Annotated in this window: 19 protein-coding genes; 7 read left to right on the forward strand and 12 right to left on the reverse strand. The window is 64.7% G+C overall.

Translation table 11 applies throughout. The features are described from left to right. Nucleotides 1-62: 62 nt before the first annotated feature. On the reverse strand, nt 63-1,328 hold the full coding sequence (locus R2B70_RS05625; RefSeq protein ID WP_318162840.1) for a RidA family protein: 1,266 nt from the start codon (nt 1,326-1,328) through the stop codon (nt 63-65). A 413-nt stretch (nt 1,329-1,741) separates the two neighbouring features. On the opposite strand from R2B70_RS05625, the gene R2B70_RS05630 reads away from it, so the two are divergent. Continuing rightward, entirely contained in the window at nt 1,742-2,029 is a 288-nt protein-coding gene (locus R2B70_RS05630; RefSeq protein ID WP_318162841.1) for a hypothetical protein, read from the forward strand. Nucleotides 2,030-2,159: 130 nt separating this feature from the next. On the opposite strand, the gene R2B70_RS05635 is transcribed toward R2B70_RS05630, so the two are convergent. Together R2B70_RS05635 and R2B70_RS05640 are read right to left on the reverse strand one after the other, a co-directional pair. Beyond that, nucleotides 2,160-3,281, reverse strand: a complete 1,122-nt coding sequence (locus tag R2B70_RS05635; RefSeq protein WP_318162842.1) for an anhydro-N-acetylmuramic acid kinase — start codon at nt 3,279-3,281, stop codon at nt 2,160-2,162. A gap of 53 nt (nt 3,282-3,334) precedes the next feature. Further along, nucleotides 3,335-4,645 carry a peptidoglycan DD-metalloendopeptidase family protein gene (locus R2B70_RS05640; protein WP_042078110.1) on the reverse strand — a complete coding sequence of 437 codons (1,311 nt, stop codon included), beginning with the start codon at nt 4,643-4,645 and terminating at the stop codon, nt 3,335-3,337. Nucleotides 4,646-4,759: 114 nt separating this feature from the next. Here R2B70_RS05640 and tyrS point away from each other — a divergent pair, with 114 nt between their 5' ends. Beyond that, nucleotides 4,760-5,959: a tyrosine--tRNA ligase gene (tyrS, locus tag R2B70_RS05645; protein WP_318162843.1), complete on the forward strand. Its 1,200-nt coding sequence runs from the start codon at nt 4,760-4,762 to the stop codon at nt 5,957-5,959. Between the two features lie 103 nt (nt 5,960-6,062). Here tyrS and R2B70_RS05650 read toward each other — a convergent pair whose 3' ends face one another. The 3 genes from R2B70_RS05650 to R2B70_RS05660 form a co-directional block, all read right to left on the reverse strand. After that, nucleotides 6,063-6,866, reverse strand: coding sequence for a helix-turn-helix transcriptional regulator (locus R2B70_RS05650; protein ID WP_318162844.1), 804 nt, complete (start codon nt 6,864-6,866; stop codon nt 6,063-6,065). An 11-nt stretch (nt 6,867-6,877) separates the two neighbouring features. Beyond that, nucleotides 6,878-7,411 (reverse strand): YbhB/YbcL family Raf kinase inhibitor-like protein, encoded by a 534-nt coding sequence (locus R2B70_RS05655; protein WP_209793452.1) that lies wholly within the window; start codon nt 7,409-7,411, stop codon nt 6,878-6,880. 177 nt (nt 7,412-7,588) lie between these two features. Further along, a complete protein-coding gene (locus R2B70_RS05660; protein WP_219143780.1) occupies nt 7,589-8,845 on the reverse strand; it encodes an adenylosuccinate synthetase in 1,257 nt (418 codons plus the stop codon). 191 nt (nt 8,846-9,036) lie between these two features. Between R2B70_RS05660 and R2B70_RS05665 the strand changes: the two genes are divergently transcribed. Beyond that, entirely contained in the window at nt 9,037-9,945 is a 909-nt protein-coding gene (locus R2B70_RS05665) for a LysR family transcriptional regulator (protein WP_318162845.1), read from the forward strand. 71 nt (nt 9,946-10,016) lie between these two features. Here the strand turns inward: R2B70_RS05665 and R2B70_RS05670 are convergent, their stop codons facing one another. Both R2B70_RS05670 and R2B70_RS05675 read right to left on the reverse strand, forming a co-directional pair. Further along, nucleotides 10,017-11,336 carry a TAXI family TRAP transporter solute-binding subunit gene (locus R2B70_RS05670; RefSeq protein ID WP_318162846.1) on the reverse strand — a complete coding sequence of 440 codons (1,320 nt, stop codon included), beginning with the start codon at nt 11,334-11,336 and terminating at the stop codon, nt 10,017-10,019. A gap of 142 nt (nt 11,337-11,478) precedes the next feature. After that, nucleotides 11,479-12,621 (reverse strand): MalY/PatB family protein, encoded by a 1,143-nt coding sequence (locus tag R2B70_RS05675; protein WP_042078119.1) that lies wholly within the window; start codon nt 12,619-12,621, stop codon nt 11,479-11,481. Between the two features lie 162 nt (nt 12,622-12,783). On the opposite strand from R2B70_RS05675, the gene R2B70_RS05680 reads away from it, so the two are divergent. Beyond that, the gene (locus R2B70_RS05680) at nt 12,784-13,956 is read left to right on the forward strand and encodes an MFS transporter (RefSeq protein ID WP_042078120.1); all 1,173 of its coding nucleotides are present in this window, start codon (nt 12,784-12,786) and stop codon (nt 13,954-13,956) included. 34 nt (nt 13,957-13,990) lie between these two features. On the opposite strand, the gene R2B70_RS05685 is transcribed toward R2B70_RS05680, so the two are convergent. Together R2B70_RS05685 and R2B70_RS05690 are read right to left on the reverse strand one after the other, a co-directional pair. Continuing rightward, the gene (locus R2B70_RS05685; protein WP_042078121.1) at nt 13,991-14,875 is read right to left on the reverse strand and encodes a LysR family transcriptional regulator; all 885 of its coding nucleotides are present in this window, start codon (nt 14,873-14,875) and stop codon (nt 13,991-13,993) included. An 88-nt stretch (nt 14,876-14,963) separates the two neighbouring features. Continuing rightward, the gene (locus tag R2B70_RS05690; RefSeq protein ID WP_216989810.1) at nt 14,964-15,719 is read right to left on the reverse strand and encodes a YciK family oxidoreductase; all 756 of its coding nucleotides are present in this window, start codon (nt 15,717-15,719) and stop codon (nt 14,964-14,966) included. A gap of 225 nt (nt 15,720-15,944) precedes the next feature. Here R2B70_RS05690 and sohB point away from each other — a divergent pair, with 225 nt between their 5' ends. Continuing rightward, complete coding sequence (gene sohB / locus R2B70_RS05695; RefSeq protein ID WP_042078123.1) at nt 15,945-16,952, forward strand: protease SohB; 1,008 nt, start codon at nt 15,945-15,947, stop codon at nt 16,950-16,952. 89 nt (nt 16,953-17,041) lie between these two features. Here sohB and astB read toward each other — a convergent pair whose 3' ends face one another. Beyond that, nucleotides 17,042-18,379 carry an N-succinylarginine dihydrolase gene (gene astB, locus R2B70_RS05700; protein ID WP_318162847.1) on the reverse strand — a complete coding sequence of 446 codons (1,338 nt, stop codon included), beginning with the start codon at nt 18,377-18,379 and terminating at the stop codon, nt 17,042-17,044. A 360-nt stretch (nt 18,380-18,739) separates the two neighbouring features. Between astB and topA the strand changes: the two genes are divergently transcribed. Beyond that, nucleotides 18,740-21,373: a type I DNA topoisomerase gene (gene topA / locus R2B70_RS05705; protein ID WP_318162848.1), complete on the forward strand. Its 2,634-nt coding sequence runs from the start codon at nt 18,740-18,742 to the stop codon at nt 21,371-21,373. A 115-nt stretch (nt 21,374-21,488) separates the two neighbouring features. Next, nucleotides 21,489-21,659: a hypothetical protein gene (locus R2B70_RS05710; RefSeq protein ID WP_167335713.1), complete on the forward strand. Its 171-nt coding sequence runs from the start codon at nt 21,489-21,491 to the stop codon at nt 21,657-21,659. Nucleotides 21,660-21,689: 30 nt separating this feature from the next. Here the strand turns inward: R2B70_RS05710 and R2B70_RS05715 are convergent, their stop codons facing one another. Next, nucleotides 21,690-22,040 (reverse strand): MGMT family protein, encoded by a 351-nt coding sequence (locus R2B70_RS05715; RefSeq protein ID WP_216989814.1) that lies wholly within the window; start codon nt 22,038-22,040, stop codon nt 21,690-21,692. Nucleotides 22,041-22,065: the final 25 nt, after the last annotated feature.

Genomic DNA, 22,065 nt, shown 5'->3' on the forward strand with positions numbered 1-22,065 from the left:
CAGGTGAATACCGTCTCCATACAGACATTAGCCGGTGTATTTTTATATCTCACTGAGAGACTTTAGATCTGTGGCGGGGTACTTTCCGCGTTGGACATCACTGCATCCATCTGCACCAGGGCGCCGGCGGGCAGCTCGCTTACACCGATCACGGTGCGGGCGGGGTGGTAGCCCGGGAAGTACTGGGTATAGATGGCGTTGACCGCCTCCAGATCCTCGATGTTCTTCAGCTGGATATTGACCTTGACGATATCGTCCATCACATGGCCGATGCTCTCGACGATGGTCTTGATATGGCCGAGGCACTGGGCGGTCTGCTCACGGACGCAGCCGGTCAGCACCTTGCCGGTGGCCATGTCGAGCGGCAGCTGGCCGGCGATATGGTTGTAGTGGGAGAAGGCCACGGTCTGGGTGTGCAAGGGGCTGCGCGGCGCCTTGTCGGTATTGCGGGCGCGGATCACCAGGTTGTGGCGGTCTTCCACCAGTTGGGGCGGGGTGCCGTCACCGTGGGAGATGACCGCATCCATCTGCACCCGGGCACCCAGCGGCAGGGCCGCTGCACTGATCACCGAGCGGGCCGGCAGGTAGGCGGCGGCGCGGGCGATGGCCGAATCCGGGAAGAAGGTGGTGTAGACCTCGTTGACGGCCTCCAGATCCGAGAGGCTGGTCAGATAGACGGTCACCTTGACGATGTCGTCGAAGGGTACGTCGATGCTCTCCAGCACCGCCTTGATATTGCGAAGACACTGGGCGGCCTGTTCGCGGATGCCGCCGCCAACCAGGGCGCCGGAGGCGGGGTCGAGGGGCAGCTGGGCGCCGATATTGTTGTAATGGGAGAAGGCGACGCTCTGGCTGGAGAGCGGGTCCTGCGGCACGCGATCGCTGTTTCGGGCAAGCTTGATAAGGGGGCAGGGAGCCTGGGGGAAGGTGCCTTCCCCGTTGGAGAGCAGGGCATCCATCTGAACGGCGGCGCCGAGCGGCAGGGCCGCCACGGCGAGCACGGTGCGGGTCGGCAGCGAGTGGGGGAAGAACTCGTGATAGACGGTATCGACCGCCTCCAGATCCCCCATGTCTTTGAGGAAGAGGGTGACTTTCACCATGTCCTCCATGCCGTGGCCGACGCTCTGGACTATGGCCTGGATATTGGTGAGACACTGTCTGGCCTGCGCCTGGATATCCCCCTCGATCAGCTTGCCCGTCCTGGGATCGACGGGGAGCTGGGCGGCAATATTGTTGTAGTGGGAGAAGGCCACGCTCTGGGTATAGGGGCCCAGATCCTGCGGTGCGTTGGGGGTATTTCTGGCGGATTTGATGATGGTACCACTCATGGCGATACTCCTTTTTCAAGCATTATTGGTGTAGGTACGGGTCACCCTCCCTCATCCTCCGATAGCCGTCCCGGCTCAGGAACGAGCAGGCACTCCTCTTTATTTCGGCAATGGCCAGCCATGCCCGGCAAATAATGACGGGTGGCAGACATTGCCTCGAATAATGAGTCGTAGTCGCCTGTGCAGGCGAACGGATAACAGAGATATGGATTGGGTTGGTTATTTCAGACAGGGGGATTCTATGGGGGGCAACCAGGGGATGCAAACCGGGATCGCATTTCTATGAGGTGGCTCAATGCTCTGAAAAATAGCGAAAATGCGGTTCAATTCACGATATATGGCGGCTGGTCTGGGGTGATAAAGCGTTTTATCAGGGGAATGGCCGTCGCATGCGGGTTTGTGTCGAGGCGCCCTTGAACAATGGTGTGAATAAAGGGTTAAACATCGGCGATATTCGGCTGTTCATGCATCCAGATATGAATTGCTATGCATTTTATGCCAATGGACGGGGCTGTCGGCAATATCAAAAATATGCTAGCCAGTGCCCGTTTTTGGCCCCTGAAACCGCAGCTGGAAATATGATTCACGCAGGCTGCATGGTGACAATGTCGTCGACAAAAGCGAGCCGCCGCCATCAGTCAATCCGGGCTGAAAATGGCATCCAGATTTATGCAATGAAATTGCAGCGGAAAAAGAAGTAGGATGCGCAGGGTCGATAAGGTCTGCCGGCAGAGCCGGACAAGGGTGAGGCTGGGCAATGGCTGAACCGGACAATGACAGAGAGGGCGGCATGTGCCGCCCTCTCCATCTTGGCGTGAGCGGGTTGCCCGCTCAGGCGGGATAGAGGGCGCCCAGCACCGCCGGGCGGCTGGCGCCGGTCACCGCGGGCAGGTTGCCCGGCTTGCGCTGGATAAAGCGCATCGCCAGCCAGGCGAAGGCGGCCCCTTCCACCCAGTCGGGGGCGAGGCCGAGCTCGGCGGTGCTGGCCAGGCGCCAGCGGGGCAGCAGGGCGGCGAGCTCCGCCAGCAGGGGGGCGTTGTGGGCGCCGCCGCCGCAGATAAAGAGCGCTCCCGTCGCATCGGGCTCAAGCACGGGCAGTTGGCGGGCGATGCTGTGGCAGGTCAGCGCCTGCAGGGTACGCTGCACGTCCACCGGGGCATAAGTGCCCCCTGCCAGCTCGTGGTCTAGCCAGTCGAGGGTAAACATCTCCCGTCCCGTGCTCTTGGGGTGGGGGGCGGCGAAGTAGGGGTGAGCCAGCAGTTTTTCGAGCAGCTCGGGAACAAGCCGGCCACCAGCCGCCCAGCGGCCGCCCGCGTCGTAGTCGCCCCCCATGGGGTGGTGACGGCGATACCAGCCATCGAGCAGGGTATTGGCGGGGCCGGTATCGAAGCCATAGACCCCTGAACCGGAGCCCCCGTCGGCGTGGCCAGGCAGCACCGAGATATTGGCGATGCCGCCGAGGTTCAGCACCACCCGCAGGGCGCCCGGCTTGGCAAAAATGGCTTGATGGAAGGCGGGGACCAGGGGCGCCCCCTGGCCGCCGAGAGCCATGTCCAGGGTGCGAAAATCGCTGATGACGTCGATGCCGGTCAGGGCCGCCAGCAGGGCCGCATTGCCGATCTGCAGGGTGAAGCCGAGTTGCGGGCGGTGGCGTATGGTCTGGCCGTGAGAGCCGATGGCGCTAATGTCGGCCGGTTTCAGCCCGGCCTTGGCGAGCAGGGCCTGGGTCGCGGCGGCGAATTCCCGCGCCACCAGGTTGTCGGCGACCCCCATGCGATCGATCTCGTTGTCGCCCGGGGTGCAGAGGGCGTGCAGCTCGCGGGCGGTCTCCGCTGGCCAGGGGTGGCACAGCGCCGCCTCTACCCGCAGTTGATCCCCCTTCGTCTCGATCAGCACGGCGTCTATGCCATCCAGGCTGGTTCCCGACATCAATCCGATATAGCGCTCACTCATGGTTTCTCCTTGTGCTCTCTCCATGACGGCCAATTGCCGCAGTCGGGCCGGTCTTAGCCGCCGTTGCTGTCCCGTTTGTTCTGGGCCAGTTGCAGCTCGGTGCTGTCCAGCTTGGCCAGCTGGGGCATGGCCTGGGCCTTGAAGTTGGCCAGCGCCCGACCGCTGAGGGTCTCGGCCTGGGGCAGGGTGAGGGTGCGCGGATTCTTGTGCACGCCCCCGACCACGAATTCATAGTGCAGATGGGGCCCGGTGACGCGGCCTGTGCCGCCGAGCAGGCCGATGGTCTGGCCCTGCTTGACCCGCTGCCCCTTGTTGACGGTGCGCTTGGAGAGGTGCAGGTACTTGGTGACGTAGTTGCCGGCGTGCTTGATGAAGACGTAGTTGCCGTTGAACTGGTTGTAGCCGGCGGCCACCACGCTGCCTGAGCCCGCCGCCATGATGGGGGTGCCCACCGGCGCCACGTAGTCGATGCCGTTGTGGGGGCGTACCTTGCCGGTGACTGGGTGCAGGCGGCGCGGGTTGAAGTTGGAGCTGATGTATTTGAAGTTGACCGGCGCGCGCAGGAAGCTCTTGCGCATCGCCTTGCCTTCCGGGGTGTAGTAGTTGCCATCCTCGTTCAGCACGGCGCGATAGGTGGCGCCCTGGTTGACGAACTCGGCGGCCAGGATGTCGCCGGAGGCGACCCGCTCGTCATCCTGGTACTTCTCTTCGTAGACCACCCGGAAGCTGTCCCCTGGTTGCAGGTCCTGGGCGAAGTCGATGTCCCAGCCGAAGATGGCGGCGAGATCCATGATCTGGTCCTCGGTCATGCCTGCGTCGACGGCGGCGCCCCAGAAGCTGGAGCGGATCTCCCCCCTGGCCACCTGCTCGCGGGTGTCGAGCTCGAGCTTCACCGGCCTGGCCACGAAGCCCTCGGCCTTGCGGCTCACCTTGAGCGCCTGCTCCAGGCTGTGGGGGTAGTAGAGGCTGTGCAAATCCCCGTTCCTGGTGAGCTTGAAGGTGAGCTCCTGGCCGGGTTGCAGGGTTCGCAATGGGTTGGTGGCCTCCAGCTGGGCGATGAGGTAGAGATCGCTGGCGCTGAGGCCGAGGCGCTGGAAGATGACCTGCATGTTGTCGCCGCGGCGCACCTTCACCTGTTTGGTGACATAGCTCGGCTTGGGCGGAGTGACGGGCTCGGCCCGGGCCAGCAGCGCCTCTTCGTCGACCCGCTGCTCGACGGCCAGCTCGTTGTCGTTGTCATCGACCCGGGTGGCGACTGCCTGTTCGCTTGGCCAGGCGGCCAGCATCATGATCATGATGCTCAGGATCAGCACCATCTTGCGGTGCCAGGTAGGAAGAGAATTGAAGGCGTGCCAAAGGACCATGAGAAGCAGACGAAGTTGAACCCAGAAGAAGGTCGGAGTTTACCGCCTTTCCAATTGGCCCGCCATTCCAGTAATATGTCTGGCCCTGTGGAATCGTGATTGGAGAGTCAAAAAATGTCCCAGCTCGAGGTGGCGCTAGCCGAGATCAAGCGCGGAGCGGAAGAAATTCTGGTTGAAGAAGAACTGGTCGCCAAGTTGAAGGAAGGGCGCCCGCTGCGCATCAAGCTGGGGATGGACCCGACCGCGCCGGACATCCACCTGGGTCATACCGTGATCCTGAACAAGCTGAAGACCTTCCAGGATCTGGGCCACGAAGTGATCCTGCTGATCGGCGACTTCACCGCCATGGTGGGGGATCCCTCCGGCAAGAACGCCACCCGTCCGCCGCTCTCCGAAGAGGCCATCAAGCACAACGCCCTCACCTATGCCGAGCAGGCGTTCAAGATCCTGGACCCGGCCAAGACCCGCATCGAGTACAACTCCACCTGGCTGAGCGAGCTGGGCGCGACCGGCATGATCAAGCTGGCGGCCAAGCAGACCGTGGCCCGTATGATGGAGCGCGACGACTTCAAGAAGCGCTACAGCAACGGCCAGTCCATCGCCATTCACGAATTCCTCTATCCGCTGCTGCAAGGCTATGACTCGGTCGCGCTGAAGGCGGACGTCGAGCTGGGCGGTACCGACCAGAAGTTCAACCTGCTGATGGGCCGCGAGCTGCAAAAAGATGCCGGCATGGCGACCCAGTGTGTGCTGATGATGCCGCTCTTGGTGGGCCTGGACGGCGTCAAGAAGATGTCCAAGTCCGCCGCCAACTACATCGGCGTACACGACGCCCCGGGTGAGATGTTCGGCAAGATCATGTCCATCACCGACGATCTGATGTGGAACTACTACGAGCTGCTCTCCTTCCGTCCGCTGGCTGAAATCGAAGAGTTCAAGGCGGGCATTGCCGCCGGTACCCTGAACCCCCGCGACGTGAAGATCTGGCTGGCCAAGGAGATCATTGCCCGCTATCACGACGCCGCGGCGGCCGAGGCGGCCCACGAGGACTTCACCCAGCGCTTCTCCAAGAACGCGATCCCGGACGAGATGCCGGAGGTCGAGCTGGCCCTGGAAGGGGACGGGCTGGCCATCGCCAACCTGCTCAAAGACGCCGATCTGGTGGCCACCACCTCCGAGGCGCTGCGCATGATCAAGCAGGGCGCGGTGAAGGTTGATGGCGAGAAGCTGGATGATGGCAAGGCACTCATCGGTGCCGGCACCGCCGTCTACCAGGTCGGCAAGCGCAAGTTTGCCCGGGTGACCGTCAAGTAAGTTCCTTGCGCGTCACACCGCCATGAAGAAGGCCTCCCTTGCGGAGGCCTTCTTGTTTTTGGGGTCGGCATGGCGTTCGGTGCCATGCAAAGGAGAGGGGCGCTCAGCGTCCTTCCACCTGGCGAGCGGCAGGACTCCCGGGGCAGGTTCGCAGGTATTGATAGGGGGTCAGGCCGAACTCCTCCTTGAAGCGCGCGGCAAAGCGGCCGGGGGAGTCGTAACCGCAGGCGAGGGCGGTCTGAAGCGGATTGAACCCCTGTTGCAGCAGGGTGAGGGCATGACCCAGGCGCACCTGGGTCAGCACCTGGCGAAAGCTGCGCCCCTCGGCGGCCAGCTTGCGGACCAGGGAGGCGCGGCTCATGGCGAAGTGGGTCGCCACCGTCTCCAGCCGGTGATCGCAGCCCGGCTCCACGCTGAGGTAGCGGGCCAGCCGCTCCCCCAGGGTCATGGTGGTGGCGGGAAAGAGCAGGCCGAGACCCCCCGCCTCCCTGAGCTCGCCATAAAACCCTTGCAGCAGCCGGGTCTGGGCCGCCTCGCAGAGCTGCCGGTCCGCCATGGTGGTGACGAGATCGAAGCAGAAGGCGAGGGCCGGATTCACCCTGATGGCCGGTGGCTTGAGGAGATCGAGGGCGCTCCCTGTCAGCCACTCGGCCGGTGGCGGGGCCAGCAGGGTGAGCGCCTGGGAGCGAAACGTGCCCTGCTCCGGCTGGTTAACGAAGGTGAGCCGGTGACCCGCCGGGATCAGCAGCCAGCTCTCCTTGTCAAACGACAGGCGTTGCTCCCGCCACCACAGCTGCTTGCGGCCCTGCTGCACCCAGATGAGGGTCGGCGCATAGATGAGCACCCGGCGCAGGGGCTGCTGGCGGATCCCGAAGTAGTGATTCAGTTGCAGCAGGGGCGTGCTCATCCGGCGGGCTCCTAGGGGGTGGTGAAGGTGGCGGTCAGGGTGGCCTTGCCAAGGGCCTGGCTGTTGAGCATGTAGCCTACCATGGCGGGCGGGGTGTTGGCCTTCACCTCCAGCGCCCCGGGCAGGGCCCAGGCGGTGAACTGGTAGCGATGCATGCCGTGACCCGCGGGTGGGCAGGGGCCGCCATAACCCTGGGTGCCGTAGTCGGTGCCAAGCTCCAGCCCCTGCTTGAGCTTGCCGGAGGCGTTGCTCGGCAACTCGTGCTGGCTGGCCGGCAGGTTCACCACCAGCCAGTGCCACCAGCCGCTGCCGGTGGGAGCGTCCGGATCATAGGCGGTGATGGCGATGCTCTGGGTGCCGGCGGGCAGGTTCTGCCAGCTCAGCTGGGGGGAGCGGTTCTCGCCGCTGCAGCCAAAGCCGTTGAAGCTGAAGACCTTGTCCATGGGTTCACCCTCGCGGATGTCGGTACTCTTCAGGGTCATGGCGCCGGCGGGCAGGGCGGTCAGGCAGAGCAGGGGCAGCAGGGTGGTGATGGGGGATCTCATGGTGTGCACTCCTTGTGTGAATAAGGAGTTCACTCTAAGGGGGCAGGCTCAAAACAGAGTGCCCCTATGGCTCAAATCATGCCTTGGAAGCGGTTTTTGTGAGTCGTTTGGTGCTTTTTCAAAGGGCATAAAAAAACCGGCATCCAGGGATGCCGGTTTTTATGCGCGGAGCGCTGCTTAGCGCAGGATCATCTCGTCACGGCCCGGGCCGACGGAGACCATGGGCACCGGCACGCCCAGCAGGGCTTCGATGCGCAGCACGTAGTCCTGGGCCGCCTTGGGCAGCTCGGCGAAGGTGCGGCAGCCGCTGATGTCTTCGCTCCAGCTCTCCATCTTCTCGTAGACGGGGGTGAGGGCGGCGGTCTGCGGCCAGATCGGGTTCTCGGTGTGAGCCCCTTCGTAGGCCACGCAGATCTTCAGATCCGGCAGACCGGTCAGGCAGTCCAGCTTGGTCAGGGCCACTTCGGTGGCGGCCTGCAGCTCGACGCCGTTCTTGGTGGCGACGGCATCGAAGTAGCCCACGTCACGGGGACGACCTGTGGTGGCGCCGAACTCGTTGGTGATCTTGCGAAACTCGTCCTGGTTCTCCATGGCGGTCAGCAGGGTGCCGGTACCGACGGAGGAGCTGAACGCCTTGGCCACGGCGATGACGCGCTCCGGGCGCAGGCCCGGCAGACCGCCACCGATGCCGGCGTAGGCGCCGGACACGTGGGAGGAAGTGACCCAGGGGTACTCGCCGTAGATGAGATCACGGCCGGCGCCCAGCTGGGCTTCGAACAGCAGGGTCTTGCCTTCGGCCTGCAGCGCCTTGAGGGGCATGCTGACGTTGCAGACGGCGTCAATCCAGGGAGCGGACACTTCCAGCAGCCAGTCGGCCATCTCCTGGGCGGTCTGGGTGAATGTGAAGTCGGGATAGAGAGCCTTCATCTGCGGCAGCTTCCAGTCCAGCATGAACTGGATGCGCTCGACCAGCACGTCCGGCTGTTTCAGCCAGCCCACCAGGATCGCCTTTTTCATGACCCGATCACCGTAAGCCGGGGCAATGCCCTGACGGGTGGAGCCGTAGGCGCCGTCACCCAGGCGCTGCTCTTCCAGGGTGTCTTCCAGCGCGTGCAGCGGCAGGCAGAGGGTGGCACGGTCAGAGATGGCGAGCTTGGGAGTGACGCCGGAGGCCTTGACCTCTTCCAGCTCGACGGTGAGCTTCTCGGGGCTGATCACCATGCCGGGGCCCAGCACCACCAGGCAATCCGGGTTGAAGACGCCGCTCGGCACCTGGTGCAGCTTGAAGGTGCCCAGATCGTTGACCACGGTGTGGCCGGCGTTGTTGCCGCCCTGGAAACGAATGCTGGCGCCAGCCTGGCCTGCCAGATAATCGACGATGCGGCCCTTGCCCTCATCACCCCAGTTAGCACCTACGACTACGATAGACGACATGACTCTTTCTCCTAAGACGTTAGGCGTTCATCCTAGGAGTCCCGTGAGGATTAGAAAAATTAATTATCTTTATAATTCCGATAAGAGAGTCATATAATTACGGTGCAATTATCGACAACGCGCTCCCTTCCGCGGTGCCCGTGCCCTGGCGGCGCTGGCCCTGCCACCGATCCCGGGAGAAGAGGACCCCCATGCTGGACATTCACTGGCTGCACACCTTCGTCACCCTGGCCCGGTTGCAGCACTTCGGCCAGACCGCCACCGAGCTGCACATGACCCAGCCCAATGTCAGCCTGCACCTCAAGAACCTGGAGCAGGCGACCCGGGTCAAGCTGGTGGAGCGCAGCCCGTTCCGCCTGACCCAGGCCGGCGAGCGGCTGCTGCAAAGCGCCGAGCGCGCCATCAACGAGCTGCAGCTGTGCCAGTCCGATCTCAATGCCCTGAGCCAGTTGAGCCAGGGGACGCTCGCCATCGCCGCCAGCGACATCATCTCGCGCCTGCTGCTTATCCAGCCGTTCCAGCGCTTCAAGCAGGCCTTCCCCGGCATCGACCTCACCCTGTTCAACACCACCTCGGATCAGGCGGCGGATCTGGTGCGGGCGGGCAAGGCGGATCTGGGCTTCGTGATGGCGCAAAAGCGCAGCGAACCGCTCTTCTACACCGAGTTGCAGCAGGTGACCTGGTGTGCCCTGGGGCACGGCCTGGCCCGCGGGCAGGCGCGGGCCAGCTCGGGGGAGAGCGATCCTCTGGACGAGCCGACCCTGATCCTGCTGGGGCACGACACCCGGACCCGGGCGCTGATCGACCCCTCATTGCCCCTGCTCGGTCTGCCGAGCTGCCGCATCATGGAGGTGGGGAGCGTGGATGCCCAGCTCGACTGGGCCGAGGCGGGCTTTGGCGTCGCCATAGTGCCGGATTTCTCCCTTCACCCCAGGCTCAAGCTGACCGCCCCCGTGACCCGGCTCACCGACTTTCCCGGCACCAGCCTGGGGTATGTGGTGCGCCAGAACCAGGTGCTGTCGCGGGCCATCAAGCAGTTGCTGCACTGGGTGGAGGAGGAGATCCAGAGCCCGGCCCTGCTGCCGGCCGCCAAGGCCTGAGCCAGACCCGCTGCCACCGCTGAAACGAAGAGAGGCCACCCTGGGGTGGCCTCTCGTATATCCGGTGCCCGTCACTGGGCGGGCGTCTCCTTCCCCTCGGCGGCGCCGTCTGGTCGGGAGGCGGCGGGGTCGGTCTGGTCGCTCGCCTGCGCCGCAGACGGGGTGGGGCTGATGGGGACGGGCAGCGCGTCAGGCGTCATCACGGCGCTCTCCTGGGAGGGGAGATCGGTCAGTGCCGGGGCCGTCCCCGTGGGCGCTGCCGCCGAGCTGGCCGGCAGGGTGGCTCCGGAAGGCTGTTCCGGCTGGGTGTCTGCCCCTTCCAGCGGTGTGGCCGCGCTGGTGGGAGCCGGGAACCCGGTGGGCTGGGCGCCCGAGGTCGCCCCGGCCCCCGACGCCGTGAGGCTGTCCGGTGGCAGGACCGGCGTTGGCGCGGCATCCAGCATGCCTGGGTGGAGCGGGGCCAGATCTCCCGCCTGCATCCCCTCCCAGGTGAGGGTAGTGAGGGCCGGGTGCAGGCGAGTGAACTGCTTGAGGCGCTCGCTCAGCACGTCGCGCAGGGTGCGTACCTCGGTCTCGGGCAGGCTGGCCTGCGCCACCAGCTCGGCGGTGACGGCGAAGGTATTGACGCCGCTGGTCTGCCCCGGATAGAGGTTGGCGCCGATGCGGCTGCGCTCATAGTAGGGATACTGCTCGAGCAGCCTGTCTATCTGCTCCCCCTCGATGGGGATGAGACGGGCCTTGCAGCGACCGGTGAGATCGCCGATGCCCTGGTTGGGGTGACCGGCGACCACGAAGGCGGCATCCAGGGTGTCGTTGCAGAGCCCCTCCAGCCGGTTGCCCGGGGATGCCACCGCTGGCAGGGTGAAGTCGGTGGCCTGCCAGCCCATGGCATCGAGCAGTGCCCGGCTGGTGATCCTGTCCCCCGAGTTGGGGGCGCCGAGGTCGACCCGTTTGCCCTTGATATCCGCCAGGGTGGTGATGTTGCTGGTGGCGCTGGCGAGCAGGGTCAGGGACTCCTTGTGGAGTCGCAGCAGGCTGCGCAGTTGATCCCAGGAGGGCTGGCCCGAGAAGGGACCGCTGCCGTGGACCGCGTGGTGGAGCACATCGGACTGCACCAGGGCCAGCTGGATGTCCCCCTTGGCGAGCGCCGCCAGGTTGGCGAGGGAGCCCGAGGTGCTCTGCACCGTGCAGTGCACGCCGTGGCGGGCGCTCTCCTCGTTCAGCAGGCGGCAGATGGCGCCTCCCGTGGGGTAGTAGACACCGTTGAGCGCCCCCGTGCCTATGGTCACATAGGCGGGGGCGGCCAGGAGGGGCTGGGCCAGCATGGTCGCCAGCCAGGGCAGGGCGAAGCGCGACAGGCGCAGCAGGGAAGACAGGGCGAATGGGCGCATAGTGAACCGGAACCGTGGCTGAAAAAAGGATGAGCCAGGCTCATCCCGTCATGAATCTCATCTTATCTGCATCGGATGGGAAGCTGAATGGCTTTCACCATTTCAGGTCCGGGGGCGGTGAAACGGCCGCCACCCCTTGCCATCAGCGGCGCGCCTGGAGGATGGCCTTCTCCATGCGCGACAGGGCTTCGGTCAGCCGCGCCCGGGTGCAGCCGAAGTTGAGGCGCACGAACTGGCCATCGCCAAACTGGGCGCCGGGGGAGAGGCCCACACCGGCCTGCTCGAAGAAGGCGATGGGGTCATCCAGGCCGAGGGCCCTCACGTCGACCCAGGCGAGGTAGGTGGCCTGATGGCGTGCCAGCTTGATGCCGGGCCAGCGGGCCACCGCCTGCTCGATCAGCGCCAGGTTGCCCCTCAGATAGTCGAGCTGCTCGGTGAGCCATTGTTCGCCCCCCTCGTAGGCCGCCTCGGCCGCCACGAAACCCAGCAGGTTGACGTCGGCGCTGATGCCGCGCATCGCCTGCTGCAGCTTGAGGCGCAGGCGGGCGTTGGGGACCACGGCGAAGGAGCAGCACAGACCCGCGATGTTGAAGGTCTTGCTCGGCGCCATCATGACGGCGCTGCGCTCGGCCGCCGCCGGGCTCAGGGCGCCATAGGGGATGTGGCGGGCGTCCTTGTCCAGCAACAGGTCGCAGTGGATCTCGTCTGAGCAGATCACCAGGTTGTGGCGCTCGGCGATGGCGTCGATGGCGAGCAGCTCCTCGCGAGTGAAGACGGTACCGCCCGGGTTGTGGGGGTTGCACAGCAGCAGCAGATCCGCGCTGGGCGCCTGGCGCTCCAGTTCTTCCAGATCCAGCACCCAGCGACCGGCCTCTTCCACCATGGGCACGGTGAGCAGGGGGCGGTCGTTGAAGCCCGGCGCCTGCAGGAAGGGATAGTAGACCGGCTTGGGGGTGATGATGCCGCGACCGTGCTGGCTCCAGGCCCGGCAGGCGAGATTCAGCCCCGGCACCACGCCGGGCAGGAAGACGAGCCACTCGGTCTGGATGGTCCAGCCATAGCGCTGCTGCATGCGGGTCTTGATGAGTTCGATCAGCCGGGGAGAGGGGCGGGAATAGCCGAAGATGCCGTGGGCGACCCGCTTCGTGAGCGCCTCGAGAATGGCGGGGGGAGAGACGAAGTCGGTGTCTGCCACCCACATGGGCAGCACATCCTGGCCCTTGTACTTGTCCCATTTCAGGCTCATGGTGCCGCTGCGATCTATTTCCCGATCAAAATCAAACATGTTAAATCCTTGTACTGGCGCTGGATGGGCTTCCAATGTACGGACTTGGACGCGCCCTCGCAACCCTTGAGGTGGCTGTTGATAATGGCATAAAATAGCCGCCGTCATAGCCGTGCCCGCCCGTTTCTGGCTCCCTTTTCGCGTCCGTATCTAGGTGTCTCCATGAGTTTGCTGAGTGCTGCCCGCAAGAGGCCGGATCCCGTCTCTCTCTCGTTTCTCGCCGTGACCTTCATGACCGGGGTGGCGGTGGCGCTTCAGGTGCCCACCCTGAGCCTGTTCCTGGCCGAAGAGGTGCAGGTGCGCCCCTTCCTGGTGGGGCTCTTCTACACCGTCAACGCGGTGATCGGCATCCTCATCAGCCAGTGGCTCGGTCACCGCTCCGACAGCAAGGGGGATCGCAAGCAGCTGATCCTGCGCTGCTGCTTCGCCGGTATAGTGCTCTCCCTGCTGTTCGCCTGGAATCGCCAGTACTGGCTGCTGGTGAGCCTCGGCGTGGTGCTGGCGAGCCTGACCGCCACCGCCAGCCCCCAGCTGTTCGCCCTGGCGCGGGAATACGCCGACAGCCGCAACAAACGGGCCGACATGTTCAGCTCGGTGCTGCGGGCCCAGTTCTCCCTGGCCTGGGTGATAGGGCCGCCGGCCGCCTTCGCGCTCGCCATCGGCTACGGCTTCGAGGTGATGTACCTTGCCTCGGCCTTCGCCTATCTGGTCTGCGCCTTCGTGGTCTGGCGCTGGCTGCCCTCCCTGCCGCTGCCCGCATCGGGAGGAGGCCAGGAGCGGGTCAGCAGCTGGCGGATGCCCTCGGTGCGGGCGCTGTTCATCGCCTCCACCCTGATGTGGACCTGCAACAGCATGTATCTCATCAACATGCCGCTCTACATCACCCGCGAGCTGGGACTGGAGGAGAAGCTGGCCGGGATCCTGATGGGCACGGCGGCAGCCCTCGAGATCCCCTTCATGCTGCTGGCGGGCTACTACACCCGGCGCTTCGGCAAGCGGCCCATGATGCTGCTGGCGGTGCTGGCCGGGGTGGGCTTCTACCTGGGGCTGGTGACACTGTCGAGCCAGACGGCGCTCATCGCGCTGCAACTGCTCAATGCCATCTTCATCGGCATCGTCGCCGGCATCGGCATGTCCTACTTCCAGGATCTGATGCCGGGCCGCGCCGGGGTGGCGACCACCCTGTTCGCCAACAGCATCCGCACCGGCTCCATCATGGCGGGGGCCATTGCCGGCACTGTGGCGGAGATCTGGAGTTTCCATGGGGTCTTTATGGTGGCCACCGCATTGGCGCTGGCTGCGCTGGCCGCCTGCTGGCGGGTGCCCAACGTCTAGGGCCTGATCCGCCCTGAGAAGGGCGTGGGAGGGCTTACTTGCCGTTGTCGCCCTGGTATTCGTTGCGCAGGCAGCGCAGCAGCAGCTCGGCCGCCGGGCCCAGGGCATCGACGGAGGGGGTGAGCAGGTAGGTGTAGAGATAGCGCTCGCTGCCGCCGGCCAGATCGAGCCGCACCAGGGCACCGCCGTCGAGCTCCTCCTGCACCAGGTGGCGGGGCACCCAGGCGTAACCGAGACCGAGGCGCACCATGCTGAGCACCTCGTGATAGTGGGTTGCCTTCCAGCCGGTGTCGTCCGCATCGTTCCAGTCCACCGAGCGGTGGATGGGGGGATGCAGGCTGATCTGGTTGTGGCTGGCGAGCTGCTCGGCGGTGACGGGCTCCTCCTGCCCGGCGAGGGGATGGGTCGCCGCGCACAGGGGCAGCAGACAGACCTCGTCCAGGGGCAGGCCGGTGCGATCCTGGGGCAGGTGCTCGGAGAGCATCAGATCCCCGGGTTGCAGCGCATTGAAGTGGCAGTGGATCCGCTCGTGCAGGTTGATGCGGCAGCCCCGGCTGCGGGGGTGGAAGTGGGCCAGCGCCCGGTAGAGCCGCTCCCGCGGCTGCAACACCGACACATAGAGGTTGATCTGCGGCTCCCACTGGCGCTCCAGGTTGTTGGCCAGGTTCTCCAGCTCCTCCACCTGCTGGCTGAGCTGGCGGGCCCGCTTGAGGAAGATCTCCCCCGCCGGCGTCAGCACCGCCTTGCGTCCCCGCACCTCCAGCAGGGCCAGCCCCAGGCTCTGCTGCAGCTTGGCGACCGCATGATTGAGGGAGGATTGGCTCTTGTTCAGCGCCTCGGCGGCCTGGGCATAACCGCCACAGTCCACCACGGCCTGAAAGATCCGCCATTGCTCAAACGTGCTCTTGGGACGAAACATAGTGCAACCTGTCAGGGGACCGATGGGATTCAACAGGGCGCGGGTAGCGCCCCTCTTCAATGTAATCCTGTCTGATCGGTTTGTTGGGTTATTTGGGCTGGGCCACGAAGGTCTTGCCGCTCTGGCCCCGGCTGTCCCGTCCCATCAGATAGAGATAGAGCGGCATCAGGTCGGCCGGTGTCTTCAGGGTCTGGGGATCTTCCGCCGGGAAGGCGCTGGCCCGCATCCTGGTGCGGGTGCCGCCCGGGTTCAGGGTGTTGACCCGCACAGTGGTGTTCTCCAGCTCGTCCGCCAGCACCTCCATCATTCCCTCGATGGCGAACTTGGAGATGGCGTAGGTGCCCCAGTAGGCGCGCCCCCTGCGGCCCACGCTGGAGGAGGTGTAGACGATGGACGCCTCGCCGTGCTCCTTCGCGGTCTGGCGAATGAGGGGCAGCAGCGCCTGGGTCAGCAGGAATTCCGACTTGACGTTGACCTGCATCACCTCGTCCCACTCCTGCTCCTGGATGTGCTCGAACGGCGACAGGGTACCGAGCAGCCCGGCGTTGAACAGCACGCCGTCGAGGCGGCCGAACTGCTGGGCGAAGGTCTCGGCCATGCCAAGGTAGTGGCTCTTGGTCGCCCCTTTCAGATCCACCGGCACTATGGCGGGCAGGGGGTGGCCGGCGGCCTCGATCTGGTCGTAGACCGCCTCCAGCTTGGCGCTGGTGCGCCCGAGCAGGATCACGGTGGCGCCGTGGGCCGCGTAGGTGAGCGCCGCTTCGCGGCCGATGCCGTCACCGGCGCCCGTCACCAGAATGACCTTGTCCTTGAGCAGATCCTGGGGGGCCTGATAATCGAGCATGTGGACTCCTGTTAACAATGCGTGGCGGCTGGCGCGACGGAAATAGAGGAGGCAAGTGTACTGATCCGGCCCGGCGGTTGACCAGTATGAGACGGCAAAAATGTGAAGAAAACAGGGCGCTAGCGCGGATCGCCTCCCCTGGTGCCAGGGCCATGGCAGAGTTTTTGCACCCCGAAGCCAAACTCCTTACTATGTGAAAAAACCGGACATAGAGCGGAGCATCAAGTGGCATTTTTGACCGAATACGGCCTGTTTCTGGCCAAGACCCTCACCTTCCTGCTGGCCATCGGCGCCGTCATCCTGATGGTGGCGAGCAGCCGCCAGCCGAAGGCGCGCAAGGGGGAGCTGGTGGTGACCGATCTCTCCGGCGAGCTGGAGCAGGGGCGTCACCAGCTGCAATCGGCTCTGGCTGGCAAGGCCGAGCGAAAGCTGATGGAGAAGGCACGCAAGGCCGAGCACAAGGCCCGTGCCAGGAGCGAGGATGAGCGCAGTCGGCTGTTCGTCATCGACTTCCACGGCAGCATGGACGCCAGAGAGGTGGCCTCCCTGCGGGAAGAGGTGAGCGCGGTGATCGGCGTTGCCCGGCCAGGCGACGAGGTGCTGCTGCGTCTCGAGTCCGGCGGGGGTGTGGTGCACGGCTATGGCCTGGCCGCCTCCCAGCTGCAGCGGCTGCGGGACAAGGACATCACCCTCACCGTGGCCATCGACAAGGTGGCGGCGAGCGGCGGCTACATGATGGCCTGCGTCGCGGACAAGATCCTGGCGGCCCCGTTCGCCATCGTCGGCTCCATCGGGGTGATCGCCCAGCTGCCGAATTTCAACAAGCTCCTGAAAAAGCACGATATCGAGTTCGAGATGCACACCGCCGGCCAGTACAAGCGCACCATCACCATGTTCGGCGAGAACGATGATCAGGGCCGGGAGAAGTTTCGCGAGGAGCTGGGCGCCATCCACGAGCGCTTCAAGGCGTTCGTGGCCGAGCACAGACCGGCGCTCGACATCGACGCCGTCACCACGGGCGAGCACTGGCTGGCGAGCCAGGCCAAGCAGCTCGGCCTGGTGGATGCGCTCTGCACCAGCGACGACTACCTGCTGGCCCAGGCCAGCCATCACAAGGTGGTCGGTATTCGCTACAGCAAGCCCAGGAGCCTGACCCAGAAGCTGGGTCGCCAGGCCGCCCTGGGGCTGGAGGGGGCGCTCGGCCGCCTGTGGCAGCAGAGCCCCTGGCGCTGAGGCGCCTTAACAATGCGTGAAAAAAGAGAGCCGGGCATTGCCCGGCTCTCTGTTGATGCGGATGTCGCGGCTTCGCTGCGAGCCTGTGCTCAGCGCTGGAACGGATAGACGGAGCCGAGTTTCAGGATCTGGGTCAGCTCGTCCAGGGCGGTGCGGGTCTCCAGCACCAGGGAGGGGTCGCGCAGATCGTCCAGGGTCAGGCTGTCGCGGTAGTGGCGATCCACCCAGTTGTCGAGGCGGGCAAACTGGGCGTCGTTGATGAGGCAGGCCGGATTGACCGCGGCGAGCTCGGTGTCGTTCATGGCCACCCGCAGCCGCAGACAGGCGGGGCCGCCACCGTTCTTCATGCTCTGCTTCACGTCCATGTAGTGCACCCCCTTGATCGGGGTGCCCAGGGTCACCAGCCTGGCCAGATAGGCCGACACCGCCGGGTTGTCGCGACACTCGGTGGGGGCGATGATCGCCATCTCGCCGGACGGCAGGGTCAGGATCTGGGTGTTGAACAGATAGGACTTCACCGCATCCTGCACCGACACCTCGCTGGTGGGGACCTCGATGAAGTGCAGATCCCCCTCGCCGAACTTGGTGCGCACCTCGGCCAGGGCCGCCTCGGTATGGAGGAAGGCCTGCTGGTGGAAGAAGAGCACGTTCTGGTTGCCCACCGCGATCACGTCGTTGTGGAACACCCCTTGATCGATCACGTCCGGGTTCTGCTGGATAAAGACGGCGCTCTCATCCCCAAGGCCGTGCAGGCGGGCGATGGCCTGGCTGGCTTCCAGGGTCTGGCGGGCCGGGTAGCGTTTGGGCGCGGGCCGGGAGACGTCGAAGGCGCTGCGGCCATAGACGAACAGCTCGACCCCTGCCTCGCCATAGGCGCGGCACAACCGGGTGTGGTTGGCGGCCCCCTCGTCACCGAAGTGGTCGTTCTCCGGCAGATGCTGGTGGTGGCTGAAGTGACGATCGTTGTTGAAGACGGCGCGCAGGATGCGGCCGGTCACCTCGGGCTCGAGGGAGCGGTGGAACTTGTTGGTCAGGTTGGCGGGGGTGAAATGGATGCGGCCATCCTGGGTATCGGCACTGGGGGAGACGGTGGCGGCGTTGGCGGTCCACATGCTGGAGGCCGAGTAACAGGCGGCCAGCACGGCGGGCGCCTGCTTCGCGGCCTGGGCCAGTACGCTGGCATCGTTGCCGGTGAAGCCGAGGCGGCGCAGGGTCGCGAGATCCGGCCGCTCCTGGGGCGCCAGCACCCCCTGCACCATGCCGAGCTTGGTCAGCGCCTTCATCTTGCGCAGCCCCTGCTTGGCCGCCTCCTTGGGATTGGACGCCTCCTTGGCGTTGTTCTGGGAGGCGACGTTGCCATAGGAGAGGCCGGCGTAGTTGTGGGTGGGGCCGACCAGGCCGTCGAAGTTGACCTCGAAGTGCTTCATGATGACATCCTTTCGATTTTTATATGGGGAGCGGTTCCTTCCGCGCACAAAGCTGCGGCGTGTGGCCATTATAAAGAGATTTCATCCTTTGTAACAAGCTGATAACCAGAGTGGGTTTTTATGTCACAAGGGTGGCTGGATATGTCATTTCCAATCTAAAAAAGGGGGGGATATAGCATAAAAACAAAAAAGCGGTTGCTTACCGCGACCCGGCTTCGCATTAATAAATAAAGAAACGAGGCGGTTCGGGCTGTCGGGCAAATTGACCCGCAAGATTGCTTTTTCCCGTCAAATCTCTTATACAGCCCCACAAAACCGCACGCCAACCCCGTCGGGTGCAATGAGGATAATAGTTACAGCATGGGCAAATCACTGGTCATAGTGGAGTCTCCGGCCAAGGCCAAGACCATCAACAAATATTTGGGCAAGGACTACGTGGTGAAATCCAGCGTAGGCCATGTGCGCGATCTGCCGACCAGCGGCAGCGCCAGCGCTAATGGCAGCACGGCGCCCAAAAAACCTGTCATTCGCGGCATCAAGCTCAGCGAATCCGAGAAGGCGGCCAAGGATCGCAACGCCCTGTTCGCACGGATGGGGATCAATCCGACCGCAGGCTGGCAGGCCAACTACCAGATTTTGCCCGGCAAGGAGAAGGTGGTCAGCGAGTTGCAAAGTCTGGCCGCCAAGGCCGACACCATCTATCTCGCAACCGACTTGGATAGAGAGGGGGAGGCGATCGCCTGGCACCTGCGCGAGATCATCGGTGGCGACGACAGCCGCTACAAGCGCGTGGTGTTCAACGAGATCACCAAGACGGCTATCCAGGAGGCGTTTGCCCAGCCGTCCGAGCTGAACATCCACCGCGTCAACGCCCAGCAGGCCCGTCGTTTCCTCGACCGGGTGGTGGGGTACATGGTCTCGCCGCTGCTCTGGAAGAAGCTGGCCCGGGGTCTCTCCGCCGGTCGGGTGCAATCCGTCGCGGTGCGCCTCATCGTCGACAAGGAGCGCGAGATCAAGGCCTTCGTGCCGGTGGAGTTCTGGGATCTGAACGCCGATCTGCTGACCGGCGACAAGAGCGAGCTGCGCATGGAGGTGGTCAGCCGCAACGGGGCCGACTTCAAGCCGGTGACCCAGGCCGAGACCTTCGCCGCCGTGGCGGCCCTGGAAGGGGTCGACTACAAGGTGGTGAGCCGGGAAGACAAGCCGACCGGCTCCAAGCCGTCCGCTCCCTTCATCACCTCCACCCTGCAACAGGCCGCCTCCACCCGCCTGAGCTTCGGGGTCAAGAAGACCATGATGATGGCTCAGCGTCTCTATGAGGCGGGTTACATCACCTACATGCGTACCGACTCCACCAACCTCAGCAAGGAGGCGGTGGACGCGGTGCGGGAATACATCGGCGAGCAGTATGGCGCCGCCTACCTGCCGTCCGAGCCGAACCTGTACGGTGCCAAGGCCAACGCCCAGGAGGCCCACGAGGCGATCCGCCCCTCCAGCGTCCAGGTGACCGCCGAGATGCTGGAAGGGATGGAGCCGGATGCCATGCGGCTCTATGACCTCATCTGGCGCCAGTTTGTCGCCTGCCAGATGACCCCGGCCCAGTACGACTCCTCCACCCTGACCGTCAAGGCGGGCGAGTTCGAGCTCAAGGCCCGCGGCCGCACCCTGCGCTTCGCCGGCTGGACCAAGGCGCTGCCGCCCATGGGCCGCAAGGGCGAAGACAGCCAGCTGCCGGCGGTGACCGTCGGCGAGGTGCTGAAACTGGTCAAGCTGGATCCGCGCCAGCACTTCACCAAGCCGCCCGCCCGCTTCACCGAAGCGGCCCTGGTGCGCGAGCTGGAGAAGCGCGGCATCGGCCGTCCGTCCACCTACGCCTCCATCATCTCCACCATAGTGGACCGCGGCTATGTGCGGGTCGAGAGCCGCCGCTTCTTCGCCGAGAAGATGGGGGAGATCGTCACCGACCGCCTGGTGGAGAACTTCGTCGAGCTGATGAACTACGAGTTCACCGCCAAGATGGAGGACAAGCTCGACGGCATCGCCGAGGGGAGCCTGGAGTGGAAGAAGGTGCTGGACGCCTTCTACGCCGAGTTCACCCAGGAGCTGGAGCAGGCCGACAAACCCCATGAGGAAGGCGGCATGCGCGCCAACCAGATGGTGCTGACCGACATCGACTGCCCGGACTGCGGCCGCAAGATGGGCATCCGTACCGCCACCACCGGCGTCTTCCTCGGCTGCTCCGGCTATGCCCTGCCGCCCAAGGAACGCTGCAAGAAGACCATCAACCTGGTCTCTGCCGACGAGTTTGTCTCCGCCACCGACGGGGACGAGGCGGAAACCGACGCCCTGCGCGCCAAGCACCGCTGCGGCATCTGCGGTACCGCCATGGACGCCTACATCATCGACGACAGCCGCAAGCTCCACGTCTGCGGCCGCAACCCGGACTGCGACGGCTACGAGGTGGAGCAGGGCCAGTTCAAGCTCAAGGGCTACGAAGGGCCGAGCATAGAGTGCGATCGCTGCGGATCCGAGATGCAGCTCAAGAACGGGCGCTTTGGCAAGTACATGGGCTGCACCAACGAGAGCTGCAAGAACACCCGCAAGATCCTGAAAAACGGCGACATCGCGCCGCCGAAGGAGGATCCGGTGCCGCTGCCGGAGCTCAAGTGCACCCAGTCCGACGCCCACTTCGTGCTGCGGGACGGCGCGGCGGGTCTGTTCCTCGCCGCCAGCAACTTCCCCAAGTCACGTGAGACTCGTGCGCCTCTGGTTGAGGAGCTCAAGCGCTTCCGCGACCGCCTCTCCCCCAAGCACCAGTACCTGGCGGACGCCCCGGCGTCAGATCCTGACGGAAACGCCTCCGTGGTGCGCTTCAGCCGCAAGAGCAAGGAGCAGTACGTGATGACCGAGGTGAACGGCAAGGCGACCGGCTGGACGGCCCATTACGACAACGGAAAATGGCAGGAGAGCCTGCCCAAGGCGAAGAAATCCTGACCCGTTTCCGGTCACACAATGACGAAAGAGGCCCCTTGCGAGGGGCCTCTTCATTGGGAGATGGCGGTATACTGGAAGGGCTGCATGGATGGCAGTGCAAGACACGGAGGTTGTCATGGAGATACAGGATATCCGGCCGGGCATGACCTGCCTGACGCGGGAAGGGACGGCCTATGTGCTGGAGGTGGACAGGCAGAGTCTGCTGGTCTTGTTGCAACGGGAGGACGAAACCATCCCGGTGCAGGTGCGCAGCGATGACATCCTGGGGCCTCTGGTGGGCGACTAGCAACCCTGAGGGACTCCCGGCAGGGAGTCCCTAGAAGGGGAGCAGAAACAGCAGCTCGGCGAGATCGGGCTGCCACTGCCACTCCCGCATCCTGACCCGCCCGCCGATCACCGGCACCCCCTCCTCCTGCAATAGCCCCGCCTGCCTGTCGAACCCCGCCGATCCCTTTGGCAGCGATATGGTGCCCGCCGCCCCCAGCACCCGGTGCCATGGCAGTGTCTTGTCGGTCTCCCGCAATACTTTTCCCACCAGGCGAGCCCGCCCGGGCAGGCCGGCGAGATCGGCGACCTGGCCATAGCTCACCACGCGACCGGTCGGGATCAGGGCCAGGATGGCCTCGATGCGGGCAACCTTGTCCAGAGGTGTCGATTCCGTTCTCATGAAGTTGACTCGTCAGAAACAACAG

Source organism: Aeromonas sp. XH, assembly GCF_033348475.1.
GTDB classification, from domain to species: domain Bacteria; phylum Pseudomonadota; class Gammaproteobacteria; order Enterobacterales; family Aeromonadaceae; genus Aeromonas; species Aeromonas sanarellii.